At 72.1% G+C, this 17,028-nt stretch carries 11 protein-coding genes; 2 read left to right on the plus strand and 9 right to left on the minus strand.

What is annotated here, in order from left to right; all coding sequences use genetic code 11:
* The first annotated feature begins 27 nt into the window (after window positions 1–27).
* Complete coding sequence (locus AB0472_RS24210) at window positions 28–1,059, plus strand: acyl-CoA dehydrogenase family protein (protein WP_366358838.1); 1,032 nt, start codon at window positions 28–30, stop codon at window positions 1,057–1,059.
* A 162-nt stretch (window positions 1,060–1,221) separates the two neighbouring features.
* Complete coding sequence (gene purU / locus AB0472_RS24215; protein WP_366358839.1) at window positions 1,222–2,094, plus strand: formyltetrahydrofolate deformylase; 873 nt, start codon at window positions 1,222–1,224, stop codon at window positions 2,092–2,094.
* A 58-nt stretch (window positions 2,095–2,152) separates the two neighbouring features.
* Here the strand turns inward: purU and AB0472_RS24220 are convergent, their stop codons facing one another.
* The 9 genes from AB0472_RS24220 to AB0472_RS24260 all read right to left on the minus strand — a co-directional run bounded on the left by AB0472_RS24220 (window position 2,153) and on the right by AB0472_RS24260 (window position 16,930).
* Window positions 2,153–2,761 (minus strand): sarcosine oxidase subunit gamma family protein, encoded by a 609-nt coding sequence (locus AB0472_RS24220; protein ID WP_366358841.1) that lies wholly within the window; start codon window positions 2,759–2,761, stop codon window positions 2,153–2,155.
* Window positions 2,754–6,011, minus strand: a complete 3,258-nt coding sequence (locus AB0472_RS24225) for a sarcosine oxidase subunit delta family protein (RefSeq protein WP_366358843.1) — start codon at window positions 6,009–6,011, stop codon at window positions 2,754–2,756. Before AB0472_RS24225 ends, AB0472_RS24220 begins: the two co-directional genes overlap by 8 nt.
* Before the next feature lie 11 nt (window positions 6,012–6,022).
* Window positions 6,023–7,288, minus strand: coding sequence for a sarcosine oxidase subunit beta family protein (locus tag AB0472_RS24230; protein WP_366358844.1), 1,266 nt, complete (start codon window positions 7,286–7,288; stop codon window positions 6,023–6,025).
* Window positions 7,285–8,568 (minus strand): serine hydroxymethyltransferase, encoded by a 1,284-nt coding sequence (glyA, locus tag AB0472_RS24235; RefSeq protein WP_366358846.1) that lies wholly within the window; start codon window positions 8,566–8,568, stop codon window positions 7,285–7,287. The genes AB0472_RS24230 and glyA overlap by 4 nt, the downstream gene beginning before the upstream one ends.
* 143 nt (window positions 8,569–8,711) lie before the next feature.
* A complete protein-coding gene (locus AB0472_RS24240) occupies window positions 8,712–11,150 on the minus strand; it encodes an FAD-dependent oxidoreductase (RefSeq protein ID WP_366358848.1) in 2,439 nt (812 codons plus the stop codon).
* A gap of 245 nt (window positions 11,151–11,395) precedes the next feature.
* Window positions 11,396–12,361: an ABC transporter substrate-binding protein gene (locus tag AB0472_RS24245; protein WP_366358850.1), complete on the minus strand. Its 966-nt coding sequence runs from the start codon at window positions 12,359–12,361 to the stop codon at window positions 11,396–11,398.
* Between the two features lie 13 nt (window positions 12,362–12,374).
* A complete protein-coding gene (locus AB0472_RS24250) occupies window positions 12,375–14,348 on the minus strand; it encodes an ABC transporter permease subunit (protein ID WP_366358852.1) in 1,974 nt (657 codons plus the stop codon).
* Window positions 14,348–15,439 carry a glycine betaine/L-proline ABC transporter ATP-binding protein gene (locus AB0472_RS24255; RefSeq protein ID WP_366358854.1) on the minus strand — a complete coding sequence of 364 codons (1,092 nt, stop codon included), beginning with the start codon at window positions 15,437–15,439 and terminating at the stop codon, window positions 14,348–14,350. Before AB0472_RS24255 ends, AB0472_RS24250 begins: the two co-directional genes overlap by 1 nt.
* Before the next feature lie 21 nt (window positions 15,440–15,460).
* Window positions 15,461–16,930, minus strand: a complete 1,470-nt coding sequence (locus AB0472_RS24260; protein WP_366358856.1) for an aldehyde dehydrogenase family protein — start codon at window positions 16,928–16,930, stop codon at window positions 15,461–15,463.
* Window positions 16,931–17,028 lie beyond the last annotated feature (98 nt).

Below are 17,028 nucleotides of genomic sequence, written 5' to 3' on the forward strand. Positions count from 1 at the left end.
CACCGCGGAACCGAAAGAATCTTCTCCATGACCATCGCCGTGCATCCGCTCGTCGCCCGCGCCCGGGAACTCGCCGACGGCCTCCTCTCCCCCGCCGCCGAGCGCGTCGACCAGGAGGGCGTCCCCACCGGCCACATCGAGGCGGTCAAGCGCTCGGGCCTGCTGGGGCTGAACGCCCCGGTGGCGTACGGGGGCTCGGCGGCGCCCGCGGCCGTGGCGCGGGAGACGGCGGAGATCCTGGCCGGGGCGTGCTGCTCGACCTGGTTCGTGCAGACGCAGCACCACACGCCGGTGCTGACCCTGGCCGGGTCCGGTCTGCCGGTGCGGGAGCGTCTGCTCGGTCCGCTGGCGCGGGGTGAGGTGCTGTCGGGGGTGGCGTACGCGCATCTGCGGTCGTACCCGCGCGTTCCCGTGCGGGTACGTCGGGAGGCGGGCGGATGGCTGTTCTCCGGCACCGTGCCCTGGTACACCGGGTGGGGCCTGAACGACGTGCTGCTGCTGGCCGGGGTCACCGAGGACGACGAGGTGCTGTTCGCCTTCGTCGAGGCACGCGAGCAGCCGGGCCTGCGGCCGTCGGAGCCGATGCGCCTGGCCGCGCTCACCGCGTCCCGGACGGTGTCCCTGGACCTGGAGGGTCTGCGGGTCCCGGACGAGGTGGTCGCGCTCCGGACGCCGTTCGCGCAGTGGGCGGCGACGGACCGGCCGAGGGCCCGCAACGCCGGTCCGGCGGTCTTCGGGATCGCCGAGGCGGCGCTGGCCCTGGTGGCGGAGGAGTACGCGGCCGGCCTGCGCGGCCGCCTGGCGGAGATCCGCCGCCGGGCCTACGCGCTGGCGGACCATCCGGTGCCCTACGAGTACGCGGAGGAGCGGCTGGCGCTGCGGGCGGAGGCGTTCACGCTGATGGGGGCGGCCACGACAGCGGCCGTGGTGGCGGGCGGCGGGCGGGCGATGTCGCTGGACCGGCGTGCCCAACGGCTCGCCAGGGAGGGCCTGTTCCTGCTGGTCCAGGGCCAGACGAGCGAGTCGCGCACGGCGCATCTGCAAGCACTCGCGAAGTGACGGCGCGCAGGCCGCCGTTGGCGGGACGAGCCCGCACAGCTGTTGCGCATAGCAGAGAGTGATGCGCCAGAAAGAACGCGACCCCTTGACCTGTCGCCTCCCTTGGCTGGACGATGTTGCGCATCACTCACGTCGTTGCGCGATGCGCACCAGGAGGGTGTCATGTCTCCTCGACCGCAGCCCGGCCGCGAGTTCGTCCTCACCCTGTCCTGTCCCGACCGGGCCGGTCTGGTCCACGCCGTCACCGGGTTCCTGGTCGGGTACGGCGGCAACATCCTGGAGAGCCAGCAGTTCGACGACCGGCTCCAGGACCGCTTCTTCATGCGGGTGCACTTCGACGTCCCGGACTGCGCCGTGTCCCTGGAGGAGCTGCGCACCGGTTTCGTCCCGGTCGCCGAAGAGCACCGCATCACCTGGCGGCTGACCGACGCGTCGACCCCGATCCGCACCCTCATCATGGTGTCGAAGTTCGGCCACTGCCTGAACGACCTGCTGTTCCGCAGGTCCACGGGTGCGCTCAACATCGAGATCCCGGCGATCGTCTCCAACCACCGCGACTTCGAGCCGCTGGCCCGGACGTACGGCATCCCCTTCCACCACATCCCGGTGACGCCCGACACCAAGGCGGAGGCGGAGGCCCGGCTGCTGCGGCTCGTGGCCGAGCTGGACGTCGACCTGGTGGTGCTCGCCCGCTACATGCAGATCCTCTCCGACGACCTGTGCAAGCGACTCGACGGCCGGGCCATCAACATCCACCACTCGTTCCTGCCGAGCTTCAAGGGGGCCCGGCCCTACGTCCAGGCGCACCGGCGGGGCGTCAAGCTGGTGGGTGCCACCGCGCACTACGTGACGCCCGACCTGGACGAGGGCCCGATCATCGAGCAGGACGTCGTCCGGGTGAGCCATGCGCACGCCCCGGACGAGCTGGTCGCGCTGGGCCGTGACGTGGAGGCCCAGGTGCTCGCCCGTGCGGTGCGCTGGCACAGCGAGAGCCGGGTGCTGGTCAACGGCCACTGCACGGTGGTCTTCCGCTGACACCGCCCACGAAGAGCGGGCCGCCACCGGGAAGGTGACGGCCCGCTCCAGTGCTGCCTCAGGCGTGTTCCACCGCCGCGTCCAGCAGCCAGTCCGCCAGGTACCCGGCGAAGGACGAGCGCACCAGCACCCAGAACCCGGCCCTGGTCTCGTCCCGCGCGACCAGGACGACCTGGGCGCGGGCCAGCATGGTCTGGGCGCAGCGGCCGGGGCCGAAGGCGCGGGGGTGCAGGTCCAGGGCGCAGCCGTGGGCGAGCAGGTCGCGGGCGCGCGGGCCGCCGACCAGGAGGGTGGTGCGCTGGGCGGAGACGTCCGTGACGGCGACGGCGCCCGGTGCGTCCCCGGCGGCCGCGCGGATCCGGCCCTCCAGGTCCTGCTCGGTGCCCGGCCGGCCCACCACCAGCCATTCGTCGGGGCCGAGCCGGACCGCGGTCACCTCCCCCGCGTGCACCACGGTGTCGGGTTCCAGGGGGAGATGGAGTCCCAGGGCCAGCCCGACGGCGTCCGCCGCCGGGCTCTTGGCGTCGAGGCGGACGTTCACCTGGGCCAGGAACGGGAGTTCGGCGAGGCGGAGCGCGCCCCTGGAGGAACGCGTCACCGCGGCCAGGCGGGGAGCGGCGTCGGCCAGGGGGCTGCGCCGGGATGCGGTCGGGGCGGTGTCAGCCATCGCGGCGGGCTCCCTCGGGGTCGTAGAGGACGGGGCTTGCGACGGTCACCGGCAGGAGCTGTCCGCCGACCGGTGCGTAGAGGCGCTCGCCGATGCGGTCCCGGCCGCCCTTGACCAGGGCGAGCGCGAAGGTCCGGCCGAGCGCGGCGCTGCGGTAGCTGGAGGTGACGTGGCCGAGCATCGGCACGGGCGGGGCGGGCAGTTCGCCGTCGGCGACCAGGTGGGTGCCCTCCGGGAGGAAGGCGCCGGGGTCGTCCGTCAGCAGGGCGACCAGGTGCTTGCGGTCGGGGCGGGCGGCGTCGGCGCGGGCGTAGGAGCGCTTCCCGATGAAGTCCGGCTTCTTCTTCGAGACCGCCCAGCCCATGCCGAGGTCCTGCGGGGTGACCGTGCCGTCGGTGTCCTGGCCGACGATCGGGTAGCCCTTCTCGGCACGCAGCACGTGCATGGTCTCGGTGCCGTAGGGCGTGATGCCGTACGGGGCGCCCGCCTCGTACAGCGCCTCCCAGAGCGCCACCGCGTGCCACGGCGACACGTTGATCTCGTAGGCGAGCTCGCCGGAGAAGCTGATCCGGCACACGCGGGCGTCGAGGCCGGCGACGGTGGTCTCCCGCCAGGCCATGAACGGGAAGTCGTCGTTGGACACGGCCAGTCCGGGCGCCAGCGAGCCGAGGACCGCGCGGGAGTCGGGGCCGACCAGGGCGACGGTGGCCCAGTGCTCGGTGACCGAGGTGCAGTGCACCCGCAGGTCGGGCCACTCGGTCTGCAGCCACTCCTCCATCCAGTCCAGGACGGCCGCCGCGTTGCCGGTCGTGGTGGTGACCAGGAAGCGGTCGGGGGCGAGCCGGATGACCGTGCCGTCGTCGAACACCATCCCGTCCGGACGGCACATCACGCCGTAGCGGATCATGCCGACCTTCAGCGTGCTGATCATGTTCGTGTAGAGCAGGTCCAGGAAGCGCGCCGCGTCCGGGCCCTGGACGTCGATCTTGCCGAGCGTGGAGGCGTCCATGAAGGCCACGCCCTCGCGGGCGGCGCGGCACTCGCGGAGCACGGCGGCCGCCATGTCCTCGCCGTCCCGCGGGTAGTACCAGGGCCGCTGCCACTGCCCGACGTTCTCGAAGAGCGCGCCGTGCCCGGTGTGCCAGTCGTGCAGGGCCGTGGTGCGGACCGGGTCGAGCAGCGCGCCCCGGTTGCGCCCGGCGAGGGCGGCGAAGGAGACCGGGGTGTACGGCGGCCGGAAGGTCGGCAGGCCGAGCGCCGAGACGTCCACGCCGAGGAGTTCGGCGACGACGCCGCTCGCCAGGAGGCCGCCGGTCTTGCCCTGGTCGTTGGCGGTGCCGGCCGTGGTGTAGCGCTTGGTGTGCTCCACCGAGCGCAGGCCCGCGCCGGTCGCGCGGGTCAGGTCGGCCACGGTGACGTCGCGTTGGAGGTCGACGAAGCGGGGGGCCTCGCCGGGGACGGTGAAGACCTGCATGGGCGGGGTGCAGGGCTGTGCGGCCACGGCGGGCAGGGCGGGGGCCTGGGCTGTGTAGCCCTCCGCCGCCACCGCGCGGGTGCCGGCCGCCGTGCCCTGGGCGAGGGCCGTGGCGAGGTCGAACGCTCCGTTCGCGGCGCCCGCGACCGCCACCGCCTGCCGGCAGCCGTCGGGCACGAACGTGCCGAGCACCTCGTCGTGGCGGAGCCTGCCGCCCGCCTGGCTGAACAGGTGCGCGACCGGGTTCCAGCCGCCGGAGACGAGGAGCAGGTCGACGACGAACTCCCGCTGTGCGCCGGCGCCTTGGTACGGGGCGACGGTCACGGCGGTGAGACGGTCCGTGCCTTCCGTGCCGATGACCGCGTGGCCGGCCAGCACCTCGATGCCGGCGGACCGGGCGCGCTCGGTCCACTCCCCCGGCTCGGGGCGGGTGTCGACGATCGCGGCGATGCCGACCCCGGCCGCCGCGAGGTCGAGGGCGGCGGCGTAGGCGCTGTCGTTGGTCGTGAAGACGACGGCCTGGCGGCCGGGGAGCACGGCGTACCGGTTCAGGTAGGTGCGGGCGGAGCTCGCCAGCATCACCCCGGGACGGTCGTTGTCGCCGAACGCGATCGACCGCTCGTGGGCGCCGGTGGCGAGGACCACGTGCCGGGCGCGGATCCGCCAGACGCGTTCGCGCGAGACGTGCGGTGGGGCGTCGGCGCCGAGGTGGGCGGTGCGGCGCTCGACGGCGAGGAGGTGGTTGTCGTCGTAGTGGCCGAAGACGGTGGTGCGGGACAGGACGCGTACCTCGGCGGCGGCTTCGAGGCGGGCGCGGGTGGCCGCGACCCAGTCGAGGTGCTCGCCGGTGCCGAGCAGGCTGCCGCCGGGTTCGGGCTGGTCGTCGGCGAGGATGACGCGGGCGCCGGTGGTGGCCGCGGCCGCCGCCGCCGCGAGACCGGCCGGGCCGGCGCCGACGATCAGCAGGTCGCAGTGGGCGTGTACGGCGTCGTAGCGGGCCGGGTCGGGGATGGTGGCGAGGCGGCCCTGGCCGGGGAGGCTGCTCGCCACCAGGTCGTCGTGGAGTTCGACGGTGGTGGCGGGGAGCATCGGCTCGGGGAAGGGGGCCTCGATCTGGACCACCGCGTTGGGCTCCTCGACGCCGGCGGAGAAGATGCCGCGGGGGCGGCCGAGCCTGATGCTGGTGGCGGCCCGGATGACGCCGTTGGCGAGGAGCGCGGAGGCGAGGGTGTCGCCTCGGTAGCCCTGGTATTCGGTGCCGTCGAAGGTGAAGGTGAGGGGGGTGGTGCGGTCGATGCGGCCGCCGGTGGGGGTGCGGAGAGCAAGGTCGCCCCCGCCGCCCCTACCCGTCCCGTCCTGAAGGGGCGCCGCCCCTTCGGCCCCGCCGGGGGCCGCGCCCCCGGACCCCGCTTCGGCCTGGACGGCCTCGTCCGCAAGCGCCGGACGGGCTGAGAGGGGAGACGTCGGCCGTGAAGGTCCCGCCGGACCGGCTGGAAGAGACGGCGCCGTCGGACGCGGCTCGCCCGCCCGGTACACCGTCAGGATCTCGTTCGTCGCCGTGTCGCGGACCGCGTTGAACCATCTCCGGCAGCCTGCCGCGTGGCTCCAGCGCTCCGCGAACGGGCCCTTGGGGTTGTCCCGGAAGAAGAGGTACCGCGCCCACTCCTCGTCGGTGAGGGATGCCGCGTCCTCGGGGTACGGCACGTGGGCCTGGCCGCCGTAGTGGAACTCGGTCTCGTCGCGGGGCCCGCACCACGGGCAGGGGATGAGCAGCATGGTGGGGCTCCCTAGTGGGCCACCGCGGCCGCGCCGTGCTCGTCGACGAGCGCGCCGGTGGTGAAACGGTCGAGCGAGAAGGGGGCGTTGAGGTGGTGGGGGCTGTCGTGGGCGATGGTGTGGGCGTAGACCCAGCCGACGCCCGGGGTGGCCTTGAAACCGCCGGTTCCCCAGCCGCAGTTGAGGTAGAGGCCGGCCACCGGGGTGAGGCCGACGATCGGTGAGGCGTCGGGGCTGACGTCGACGATGCCGCCCCAGGTACGCAGCACGTGGGCGCGGGCGAAGACCGGGAAGAGTTCGAGGGCCGCGGCCATCTGCTCCTCGATGATGTGGAACGCGCCGCGCTGGGTGTAGGAGTTGTACGCGTCGATGCCCGCGCCCATCACCAACTCGCCCTTGTGCGCCTGGCTGACGTAGACGTGCACCGCGTTGGACATGACGACGGTGGGGTGCACGGGCTCCAGGAGCTCGGAGACCAGGGCCTGGAGCGGGTGGCTCTGGAGGGGGAGGTCGATGCCCGCCATGGCGGCCAGCACCGAGGTGTGGCCGGCCGAGCACAGGGCCACCTGGCCGGCCGCGATCGCCCCGAGGGTGGTCTGCACGCCGACGACCCGGCCGTCCACCACGTCCAGCCCGGTGACCTCGCAGTTCTGGATGATGTCGATGCCGGCCGCGTCGGCGGAGCGGGCGAAGCCCCAGGCGACGTAGTCGTGCTTGGCGATGCCCGCGCGGGGCTGGTAGGTGCCGCCGAGAACCGGGTAGCGCACGTCGGGTGAGGTGTTGACGATCGGGCAGACCTCTTTGACCCCGTCCGCGTCGAGCCATTCGGCGTCGACGCCGTTGAGGCGGTTGGCCTCGACCCGGCGGACGCTGTCGCGGACGTCCTGGAGGCTGTGGGCTAGGTTCAGGACGCCGCGCTGGGAGAAGAGGATCGGGTAGTCGAGCTCCTCCTCCAGGCCCTCCCAGAGTTTCAGCGCGTGTTCGTAGATGCCCGCGCTCTCGTCCCAGAGGTAGTTGGAGCGGATGATCGTGGTGTTGCGGGCCATGTTGCCGCCCGCGAGCCAGCCCTTCTCCAGGACGGCCACGTTGGTGATGCCGTGGTTCCTGGCCAGGTAGTGGGCGGTGGCCAGGCCGTGCCCGCCGGCGCCGACGATGACGACGTCGTAGGACCGCCTGGGCTCGGGCGTACGCCAGAGGAACTCCGGGTGGTCGGGGAGGTCGGCGCCTGGGGGTCCCCCCACGCCAGCAGGGCGCGGGGGGCGGGTGCGGGGGCTCATCGGGCGTCTCCGTCGTGCGAGAGGTGCGGGTAGAGCGGGTGCTCGGCCGCGAGTGCCTCCGTGCGGGCGCGCAGGGCGGGCACGTCCGGCTCGGGCTGGAGGGCGAGCGCGATCACGTCGGCCACCTCGGCGAAGTCCTCCGCCGTGAAGCCCCTTGTGGCCAGTGCGGGCGTGCCGATGCGCAGGCCGGAGGTGACCATGGGCGGACGCGGGTCGAAGGGGACGGCGTTGCGGTTGACGGTGATGCCGATGGTGTGGAGGAGGTCCTCCGCCTGCCTGCCGTCCAGCGGGGACTCCCGCAGGTCGACCAGGACGAGGTGGACGTCCGTGCCGCCGGTCAGCACCTTCACCCCGGCCGCGGCCGCGTCGGGCTGTGTCAGGCGCTCCGCGAGGATGCGGGCGCCCGCCAGCGTGCGGGCCTGGCGCTCGGCGAACCCGGGGGTGGCCGCGACCTTGAAGGAGACGGCCTTCGCGGCGATGACATGCTCCAGCGGGCCGCCCTGCATGCCGGGGAACACCGCCGAGTTGATCTTCTTGGCGAGGCCGGCGTCGTTGGTGAGGACGACTCCGCCGCGCGGTCCGCCGAGGGTCTTGTGCGTGGTCGTGGTGACGACGTGGGCGTGCGGGACGGGGCTCGGGTGCAGCCCCGCCGCCACCAGGCCCGCGAAGTGCGCCATGTCCACCATCAGCAGGGCACCGACCTCGTCGGCGATCCGGCGGAAGGCCGCGAAGTCCAGTTGCCTGGGGTACGCCGACCAGCCCGCGATGATCATCTTCGGCCGGTGTTCCTTGGCGAGCCGTTCCACCTCGTCCAGGTCCACGAGGTTGTCGGTCTCGGACACGTGGTACGGCACGACGTCGAACATCCGGCCGCTGTAGTTGATGCGCATGCCGTGGGTGAGGTGGCCGCCGTGCGCGAGGTCGAGGCCGAGGATCGTGTCGCCGGGCTGGAGCAGGGCGAAGAAGACGGCGGTGTTGGCCTGGGCACCCGAGTGCGGCTGCACGTTGGCGAACCCGGCCCCGAAGAGGGACTTGACCCGCTCGATCGCCAGCCGCTCGGTGACGTCGACGTGTTCGCAGCCGCCGTAGTAGCGGCGGCCGGGGTAGCCCTCGGCGTACTTGTTCGTCGCGACCGACCCCTGCGCCTCCATCACGGCGACGGGCGCGAAGTTCTCGGAGGCGATCATCTCCAGGGTGGACTGCTGCCGGTTCAGCTCCGCACGGAGCGCGGCATGGACCTCGGGGTCGAGCTCGGCCAGGGGTGTGTTCAGCGCGTTCATGCGGATTCCGCGATCCTTTCAACGACCTTGGCGAGGCGCCCCGTCAGGGGCGCTGGGGGTACCCCCGGCCGAAGGCCGGGGGGAGGAACTGCGCGACCGGCCAGAACGAGTCCGCAGCCGAACAACGACGCCACCCGGACCCGTCACCCACGGAGCCGGCTCATCCCCGGGTCGAACAACGGCTCCTCGGCCACCACAGCCTCCACGCGCTCGTCGAAGTACCCGATCTGCACCGCGGTCCCCGGCACCGCCAGCTCCGCCGGCAGCCACGCGTAGGCGATCCCCTTGCCGAGGGTGTAGCCGTACGCCGCGCTGGTCACGTGACCCACCGCTCGCCCACCGTCGTACACCGGCTCCTTGCCCATCACGACGGCCCGCGGGTCCTCGATCGTGAGGCAGCTCAGCCGGCGCCGCACGTCCGCCTTGCGCCGCTCCAGCGCGGTCTTCCCGACGAAGTCGCCCTTGTCGAGCCTGACGGCGAAGCCGACGCCGGCCTCGTAGGGGTCGTGCTCGTAGGTCATGTCGGTGCCGAAGGAGCGGTAGCCCTTCTCCAGGCGGAGGCTGTTGAAGGCGCCCCGGCCGGCGATGATCCCGCCGAGCGGCTCGGCCGCCTGCCGGAGGGTGTCCCAGAGTTTCAGGCCCTGGTCGGCGGTGGTGTACAGCTCCCAGCCGAGTTCACCGACGTACGACAGCCGCATCGCGGTGACCGGCACGGAGCCGATGTAGGCGCGTTTGGCGCGGAAGTACTTGAGGCCCTCGTTGGAGAAGTCCGCGTCGGTGAGCGGCTGGAGGACCTCGCGGGCGAGCGGGCCCCACAGGCCGATGCAGCAGGTGCCGGGGGTGATGTCCCGGACCTGGACGGTCCCGTCGGCCGGGAGGTGACGGGTGAACCAGTCGAGGTCGAGGTTGCCGTTGGCGCCGACCTGGAAGAGGCCGGGGGCGAGGCGGGCCACGGTGATGTCGCTGCGGATGCCGCCGTCGTGGTCGAGGAGCAGGGTGTACGTCACCGAGCCCACGGACTTGGCGACCTTGCCGGTGACCAGGCCCTCCAGGAAGGCGGCGGCACCGGGGCCGCTCACCTCCAGGCGCTTGAGGGCGGTCATGTCGTACATCGCGACGGTCTCGCGGGTGACCTGGGCCTCGGCGCCGACGATCGGCGACCAGTAGCGGGCGGCCCAGTCGTTGGGGGTGGGGATCGAACGGCCCGCGAGCAGGCCCGCGTTCGCCTCGTACCACTGGGGGCGCTCCCAGCCGTTCGCCTCCAGGAAGAACGCGCCGTGTTCCTGCTGGCGGGCGTGGAAGGGGCTGGTGCGGAGGGGGCGCGGCTTCCCGGACGGCTGGAGGGGGTGGAGGATGTCGTAGACCTCGACGAAGTTCTGGCAGTCGCGGGCGAGGACGTACTCGGGGGCGAGCTGGTGCGGCTCGAAGCGGTTGACGTCGCACTCGTGCAGGTCGAAGGACGAGCAGTGGCCGTCGACCAGCCATTCGGCGACCGCCCGGCCGACGCCCGCGGAGTGGGTGACCCAGACGGCCTCGGCGACCCAGAAGCCCTTGACGTCCGGGGACTCGCCGAGCAGCGGGTAGCCGTCGGTGGTGAACGAGAAGAGGCCGTTGATGCCCTGCTCGATCTTGGCCTCGCGGGTCGCGGGAAGAAGGGAGCGGGTCTCGGTCCAGGCGTCCTCGAAGTCCTCCTCGGTGAACTTCAGGACGGACGGCATCTGGTCGGCCTCGTCGACGGAGAGGATGTCGTCGGCGGAGACCGGCATGGGGCGGTGGCCGTAGTAGCCGATGCCGAGGGTGTCGAAACGGTCGCGGTAGTAGAGGTCGGCGTCCTGGTGGCGCAGGATCGGGCGGACCGCCTCCTCGGTCTGGCCGGCCAGGGCGGGGACCGGGCCGGTCCAGGCGAGCTGGTGGGCGAGCGGCGTCAGGGGCAGGTTCATGCCGACCATGCGGGCGATCCGCGGACCCCAGATGCCGGCGCAGCAGACGACGATGTCGGCGGGGAGTTCGCCCTGGTCGGTCACCACGCCGGTGACCCGGCCCTCGCTCCGCCGGACGTCGAGGACCTCGTGGCGGGCGAGGAAGCGGACGCCGCGTTCGGTGGCCCGGCGGATCTGGGCCTCGACGGCGAGGACGGCCTTGGCGAGGCCGTCGGTGGGGACGTGGAGGCCGCCGAGGACCCGGTGGGGGTCGACCAGCGGGTGCAGCTCGACGCAGTCCTCGGCGGTGAGGATCCGCGCCTCGACGCCCCAGGCGGTGATCCAGCCGTGCCGGCGGTGGAGTTCGGCGAGCCGCTCCGGGGTGGTGGCCACTTCGAGGCCGCCGACCTGGAGGAAGCAGGGGCTGCCGTCGACGTCGAGGGAGCAGAACTTCTCGACGGTGTAGCGGGCCAGCTGCGTCATGGTCTTCGAGGGGTTCGTCTGGAAGACCAGGCCCGGAGCGTGTGAGGAGGAGCCGCCGGTGGCCGGGAGGGGGCCCTGGTCGACCACGGTCACCTCGGTCCAGCCGCGTGCGGAGATCTCGTCCGCGAGGGCCGCCCCCACGACGCCCGCTCCGATGATGACCACTCGGGGTCCCGCCATCGCCCAACCTCCGAACTTGAGACCGGTGCAGTTGCTTTTTACGCAACATGATTCAGGTTGCGCAACTCAATGTGCCCGCCGCCGATGAGGGGTGTCAAGGGGGCGGCGACCCGGCGGAACGGCCCGCGCGGCGGCCTCCGGAACGGTCCCGGCGCCGGCCGGGGAACGGCAACGCCCGGCGGGCGGCGCGCACAGCTGCGCACCGCCCGCCGGGCGTCCCGGAACGGCTGGTCCGGCGGCCTCCGCTACTTCAGCCAGGCCTTCACCTTGTCGGGGTTGGCGTCGACCCACTTCTTCGCCGCCGCGTCGTCCGACATCTTGTCGACGGCGATGTACTTGGCCACCGTGTTCTGGTCGTCGTTGGTCCAGTTGAACTTCTTCACCAGGTCGTAGGCCGGGCTGCCGGACTTGGCGAAGCTCGCGCTGACGATCTTGTCGAGGTCGTAGACGGGGTAGTCGCAGGCGACCTTCGCCGCATCGGCGTCGCAACCGGTCGTGTACTTGGGCAGGTTGACCTTGACCAGCGGCACCTCGGACAGGAACCACTGCGGTTCGTAGAAGTAGCCGATCAGCCACTGCTTGTTCTTCTCGGCCGTTCTGAAGGCCTGGATGAGCGCGGTCTCACTGCCCGCGTACACCACCTTGAAGTTCAGCTTGAGGTTCTTGACCAGGGCGGCGTCGTTGGTGACGTACGACGGGTCGCCGTCGAGGAGCTGGCCCTTGCCGCCGGACTCGGAGGTCTTGAAGTCGGCGGCGTACTTGTTCAGGTTCTTCCAGTCGGTGATGTCCGGGTGCGCCTTGGCCAGCCACGGCGGCACGTACCAGCCGATGATGCCCTTGTTGCCGGTGGAGCCGGCCTCGACGGCCGTCTTCTGCCCGGTGATGTACTTCTTCTTCAGATCGTCGTGGCCCCAGTTCTCCAGGACGGCGTCGACCTCGCCGGTCCCGAAGCCCTGCCAGGCGATCTCCTCCTTGAGGTCCTTCTTGTCGACCGTGCAGCCGAGGTCGTGCTGCGCGACGTACGCGACGACCGCCGCGTCCGCCTCGTAGCCCACCCAGGGGTTGACGGCCAGGTTGAAGGTGCCGCACTTGCCGCCGGAGGACGTCGAGCCGGCGGAGCTGCTCTCGCCGACCTTCGCGCCGCCGCAGGCCGTGAGGGTGAGGCCGAGGACGGCCAGGCCGGCCGCGCCGGCTCGCCAGTGTTGTGCCATGGTGTCGAGCTCCTTAAGCCCTGGTGCGTCGTGCCGCAGCCTGAGTGATCCGGTCGAACATGACTCCGAGCAGTACGATGGCGAGCCCTGCCGCCAGCCCCTTGCCGTACAGCTCGCCCTGCGAGAAACCGGCCACGACGTCGTAGCCGAGGGCGCCGGCCCCCACCAGGCCGCCCACCACAACCATCGACAGCACGTAGATCAGGCCCTGGTTGGTCGCGAGGGTCAGGGCGCTGCGTGCCATCGGCAGCTGGACCTTGGTGATGATCTGCCAGGTGTTGCACCCGGCCGAGGTGGCCGCCTCCACGGTGGGCGCGGACACGTTCCGCACCCCGTCCGCGATGATCTTGACGGCGACCGGCGCCGCGTAGACGACGGCCGCGACGATCGCGGTGAAGCGGGTGGCGCCGAACAGCGCCAGGAACGGGACGAGGTAGACGAACGGCGGCATGACCTGTGCCGCGTCCAGGGTGGGCCTGATCAGCCGGTCCACCAGCGTGCTGCGGCCCATCCACACCCCGAAGACGACGCCGACCAGCATCACCAGGACGGTGGCCACGGCGGTCGAGGCGAGGGTGGTCATGCTGTCCGACCAGAGTCCGGTGCCGACCAGGAGACCGACGCACGCGGCCGCGGTCACCCCGGCCCGCCAGCCGCCGAGGACCGCGCCGAGCCCGACCAGGACGGCGCCGACCAGCCACCACGGGGAGTCGGTGAGCAGGGTCTGGAAGGGGTTGAGCAGGCCGTTGGTGAGGGCGTCCCGGAGGGCGTTGGTGAGGCCGGAGAGGTGGTCCTGCAGCCAGGTGGTCGCGGTGTCGGCGGCGCTCGCGACGTGGCTGCCGACGGCGCCGTCGCCGGGGAACTCGGCCGCCCAGACGTAGGTGTGGGAGAGGTAGGCGAGGACGGCGGCCGCGATCCCGCCGGCCGCGAGCAGCGGACGGCGCCACCTGGCGAACCGCCCGTCCGTGCGGCGGGTCTCGGTGCGGGCGGCGGCCGCCGTGGTGACCCGGTCCAGCACGATCGCCATGACGACGATGGCGAGTCCCGCGTTGAAGGCGGTGCCGACGTCGAGCGACTGGAGCGCCTGGACGACGGTCTTGCCGAGGCCGGGCGCGTCGATCAGGGCGGCGATGGTGACCATGGCCAGGGCGGCCATGATGGTCTGGTTGACGCCCATGACGACCGTGCGCTTGGACATCGGCAACAGCACCTTCACCAGTTGCTGGATGCGGGTGGTGCCCAGCGAGTCGGCCGCCTCGACCGTCGTCTCCGGCACGGAGCGGATGGCGTGCGCGGTGATGCGGATGGCGGGCGGGGCCGCGTAGATGACGGTGGTGATGACGGCGGAGGCGCCGCCGATCAGGAAGATCAGGGTCAGCGGGGCGAGGTAGACGAAGGTCGGCATCGTCTGCATGAAGTCCAGGAAGGGCGTCATGATCCGGTTGACCCGGTCGGAGAGCCCCGCCCACACGCCGAGCGGGATGCCGATGAGCAGGGCCACCAGGACCGCCGACAGGGTCAGCGCCAAGGTGTCCATGCTCTCCTGCCACAGGCCCTGCAGCCCGAAGAACGTGAACCCGGCGACGGCCAGCAGGGCGACCCGCCAGTTGCCCACGGCCCAGGAGACGTAGCCGGCGATGCCGACGACGCCGAGCCAGCCGATCTGCGGGACCGGGCGGCCGCCGGTGGGCTGGGAGATCAGCGACTGGACGAAGGTGACCAGGTTGTCGATGGCCAGCCGGATCTCGTTGAAGAAGTACAGGAAGACCGGGTTGGAGTTGCGGTTGGCGCCGATGCTGTCGTTGACGTCGTTCAGCCAGCGGTGCAGGCCGGTGAGGTCGGCGGCGGCCAGGGTCAGCGTCTGGCGGCCCCGGAAGGCGGCGAAGAGCGCCAGCCAGAGGACCAGGATCGCCGCCACCACCATCGGTCGGCTGACCCTCTCGCGCAGGGACGCGGCCGGCGCGGTCGCGTCGGCGACGGCGGCCATCAGGCGCCGCCGTCCTGCCCGGCGACGACGGCGAGGATCTCCTCGTCGCCGACGATGCCGAGCAGCTTGCCGTTCTCGACGACCTTGACCGGCTTGTCGGCGGCGAGCACCGCGCGGGTCGCCTCGCGGACCACGACGTCCGGGCCCAGCTCCGGTCCGTCGAGGGCGTCGTCGGGCTCGGCGGGGCGCATGATCCAGCGCAGGGTGAGGACGTCGCCGCGCGGCACGTCCTTGACGAAGTCCCGCACGTAGTCGTCCGCCGGGGCGCCCACCAGTTCGTCGCCGGTGCCGCACTGGACCGTCCTGCCGTCCCGCATGATCAGGATGCGGTCGCCGAGCTTGAGGGCCTCGGAGAGGTCGTGGGTGATGAAGACCATGGTCTTGCCGACCTCGTGGTGCAGCCTGATGACCTCGCTCTGCATGTCGCGGCGGATCAGCGGGTCGAGTGCGGAGAACGGTTCGTCGAAGAGGAGCACGTCGGGGTCGCCGGCCAGCGCCCTGGCCAGGCCCACGCGTTGCTGCATACCGCCGGAGAGCTGGTCGGGGTAGGAGTTCTCGTAGCCTGCGAGGCCGACCAGTTCGACGGTCTCCATCGCGCGTTTCACGCGTTCGGCCCTGCTCATGCCGCGGATCTCCAGCCCGAACGCCACGTTGTCCACGACCTTGCGGTGCGGCAGCAGGCCGAAGTGCTGGAAGACCATGGAGAACTTGCTGCGCCGCAGCTCCCGCAGCCGCCGGGCGTCGGCGTCCCGGATGTCCTCGCCCTCGAAGACGATCTCGCCGGCGGTGGGTTCGATCAGCCGGGTCAGACATCGCACCAGGGTGGACTTGCCGGACCCGGACAGGCCCATGACGACGAAGACCTCGCCGGGCGACACCTCGAAGCTGACGTCCCGCACGGCGGCGGTGCAGCCGGTACGGTCCATCAGTTCGCGGCGGGTGAGGCCGCACAGCTCCTCGGAGCCGGGCACCTCGTCGGCCTTGGGCCCGAACACCTTCCACAGCCGGCGCACGGAGATGACCGGGGTGCGGTCCCGGGGTTCCTCGGACGTGTCGCGCCGCTGCGACGCCTCGGTCTGGGCTGGGGGCATGGTGGGGACCTCTCTTCGGCGTCAGCCGCGGAACCAGTGCTGCGGCCGGGGTTGGATGTTCTGCCAGACGTGCTTGGGCTCTCGGTACTCGTCCAGGCCGGTCGGTCCCAGCTCGCGGCCCACGCCCGAGTGCCCGAAGCCACCCCACTCCGCCTGCGGCACATAGGGGTGGTAGTCGTTGATCCACACGGTGCCGTGACGCAGCCGGCGGGCGACCCGCTGGGCCTTGCCCGCGTCCTGTGTCCAGACGGCACCCGCGAGGCCGTACTCCGTGTCGTTGGCGATGCGGACGGCGTCGTCCTCGTCCCGGAAGCGCTCCACGGTGAGCACGGGTCCGAAGGACTCCTCGTGCACCACGCGCATGTCCTGGCGGCACTCGTCGAGAACGGTGGGCGGGTAGTAGAAGCCGTTCGCGAGCGCCGGGTCGTCGGGGCGCGTGCCGCCGCAGCGCAGTACGGCGCCCTCCGCGAGACCCGCGGCGACGTACGCCTCGACCTTCTCGCGGTGGCGCGCGGAGATCAGCGCGCCGGTGTCGGCCCCGGGATCGAAGGGGCCGCCCAGGCGGATGAGCCGAGCCCGGCGCACGACCTCGTCGACGAAGGCGTCGTGGAGCGGGTCCTCGACGATCAGCCGGGCACCGGCCGAGCAGACCTGCCCGGAGTGCAGGAAGACGGCGGTGAGCGCGAAGTCGACGGCCGTGTCGAAGTCGGCGTCCGCGAACACCACGTTGGGGTTCTTGCCACCGAGTTCGAGGGCGACCTTCTTCACCGTGGCGGCGGCGGTGGCCATGATCCGCTTGCCGGTCTCCAGGCCTCCGGTGAAGGACACCATGTCGACGGCGGGGTCCTCGGCGAGCGCGGCGCCGGCCTCGGGCCCCGCGCCCAGCACCAGGTTGCCGGCACCGGGCGGGAGTCCCGCCTCCTCCAGCGCCTTCAGCAGCAGGACCGAGGTGGAGGGGGTCAGCTCGCTGGGCTTCAGGACGAACGTGTTGCCCGCGACCAGGGCGGGCGCGACCTTCCAACTGGCCTGCAGCAGCGGGTAGTTCCAGGGGGTGATCAGTCCGCAGACGCCGACGGGTTCGTAGCTGACGCGGCTGAGCGCGTCGTCGCGGCCGGTGTCGATCACCCGTCCCGCGCCGGTGCCGGCGATGCCGCCGTAGTAGCGGAGGCAGGAGACGACGTCGGCGATGTCGTACTCGCTCTCCACCAGTCGTTTGCCGGTGTCCAGGGACTCGGCCCGGGCGAACTCCTTGGCGTCGCGCTCGATGATGTCGGCGGTGCGCAGGAGCAGGGCGCCGCGCTCCCGCTCGGGGGTCTGCGGCCAGGGGCCTTCGTCGAACGCCCGCCGGGCGGCGGCGATCGCGGCCTCCGTGTCGGGGCGGGTCGCCTCGGAGACCGTCGCGACGAGGGTGCCGTCCGCCGGACAGCGGATCTCGCGGTGGCCGCCGGCCACCGCCGCGCGCCATTTCCCATCCACATACAGATCTGCCACGGCCGCGCCCTTCGAGCCCGAATTCGTTGCGCATTGTGCATTGGATTGCTTTTGGTGGAACACCCTGACCGAATGTGCCGACACCCGTCAAGGTCTCC

The sequence above is a fragment of the Streptomyces sp. NPDC086777 genome (genome assembly GCF_040702065.1).
Taxonomy (GTDB): Bacteria; Actinomycetota; Actinomycetes; order Streptomycetales; family Streptomycetaceae; genus Streptomyces.

Coding starts and splice junctions, on each gene's coding strand:
- AB0472_RS24210 (WP_366358838.1), top strand. CDS start 28: ATGACCATCGCCGTGCATCCGCTCGTCGCCCGCGCCCGGGAACTCGCC.
- purU (WP_366358839.1), top strand. CDS start 1,222: ATGTCTCCTCGACCGCAGCCCGGCCGCGAGTTCGTCCTCACCCTGTCC.
- AB0472_RS24220 (WP_366358841.1), bottom strand. CDS start 2,761: ATGGCTGACACCGCCCCGACCGCATCCCGGCGCAGCCCCCTGGCCGAC.
- AB0472_RS24225 (WP_366358843.1), bottom strand. CDS start 6,011: ATGCTGCTCATCCCCTGCCCGTGGTGCGGGCCCCGCGACGAGACCGAG.
- AB0472_RS24230 (WP_366358844.1), bottom strand. CDS start 7,288: ATGAGCCCCCGCACCCGCCCCCCGCGCCCTGCTGGCGTGGGGGGACCC.
- glyA (WP_366358846.1), bottom strand. CDS start 8,568: ATGAACGCGCTGAACACACCCCTGGCCGAGCTCGACCCCGAGGTCCAT.
- AB0472_RS24240 (WP_366358848.1), bottom strand. CDS start 11,150: ATGGCGGGACCCCGAGTGGTCATCATCGGAGCGGGCGTCGTGGGGGCG.
- AB0472_RS24245 (WP_366358850.1), bottom strand. CDS start 12,361: ATGGCACAACACTGGCGAGCCGGCGCGGCCGGCCTGGCCGTCCTCGGC.
- AB0472_RS24250 (WP_366358852.1), bottom strand. CDS start 14,348: ATGGCCGCCGTCGCCGACGCGACCGCGCCGGCCGCGTCCCTGCGCGAG.
- AB0472_RS24255 (WP_366358854.1), bottom strand. CDS start 15,439: ATGCCCCCAGCCCAGACCGAGGCGTCGCAGCGGCGCGACACGTCCGAG.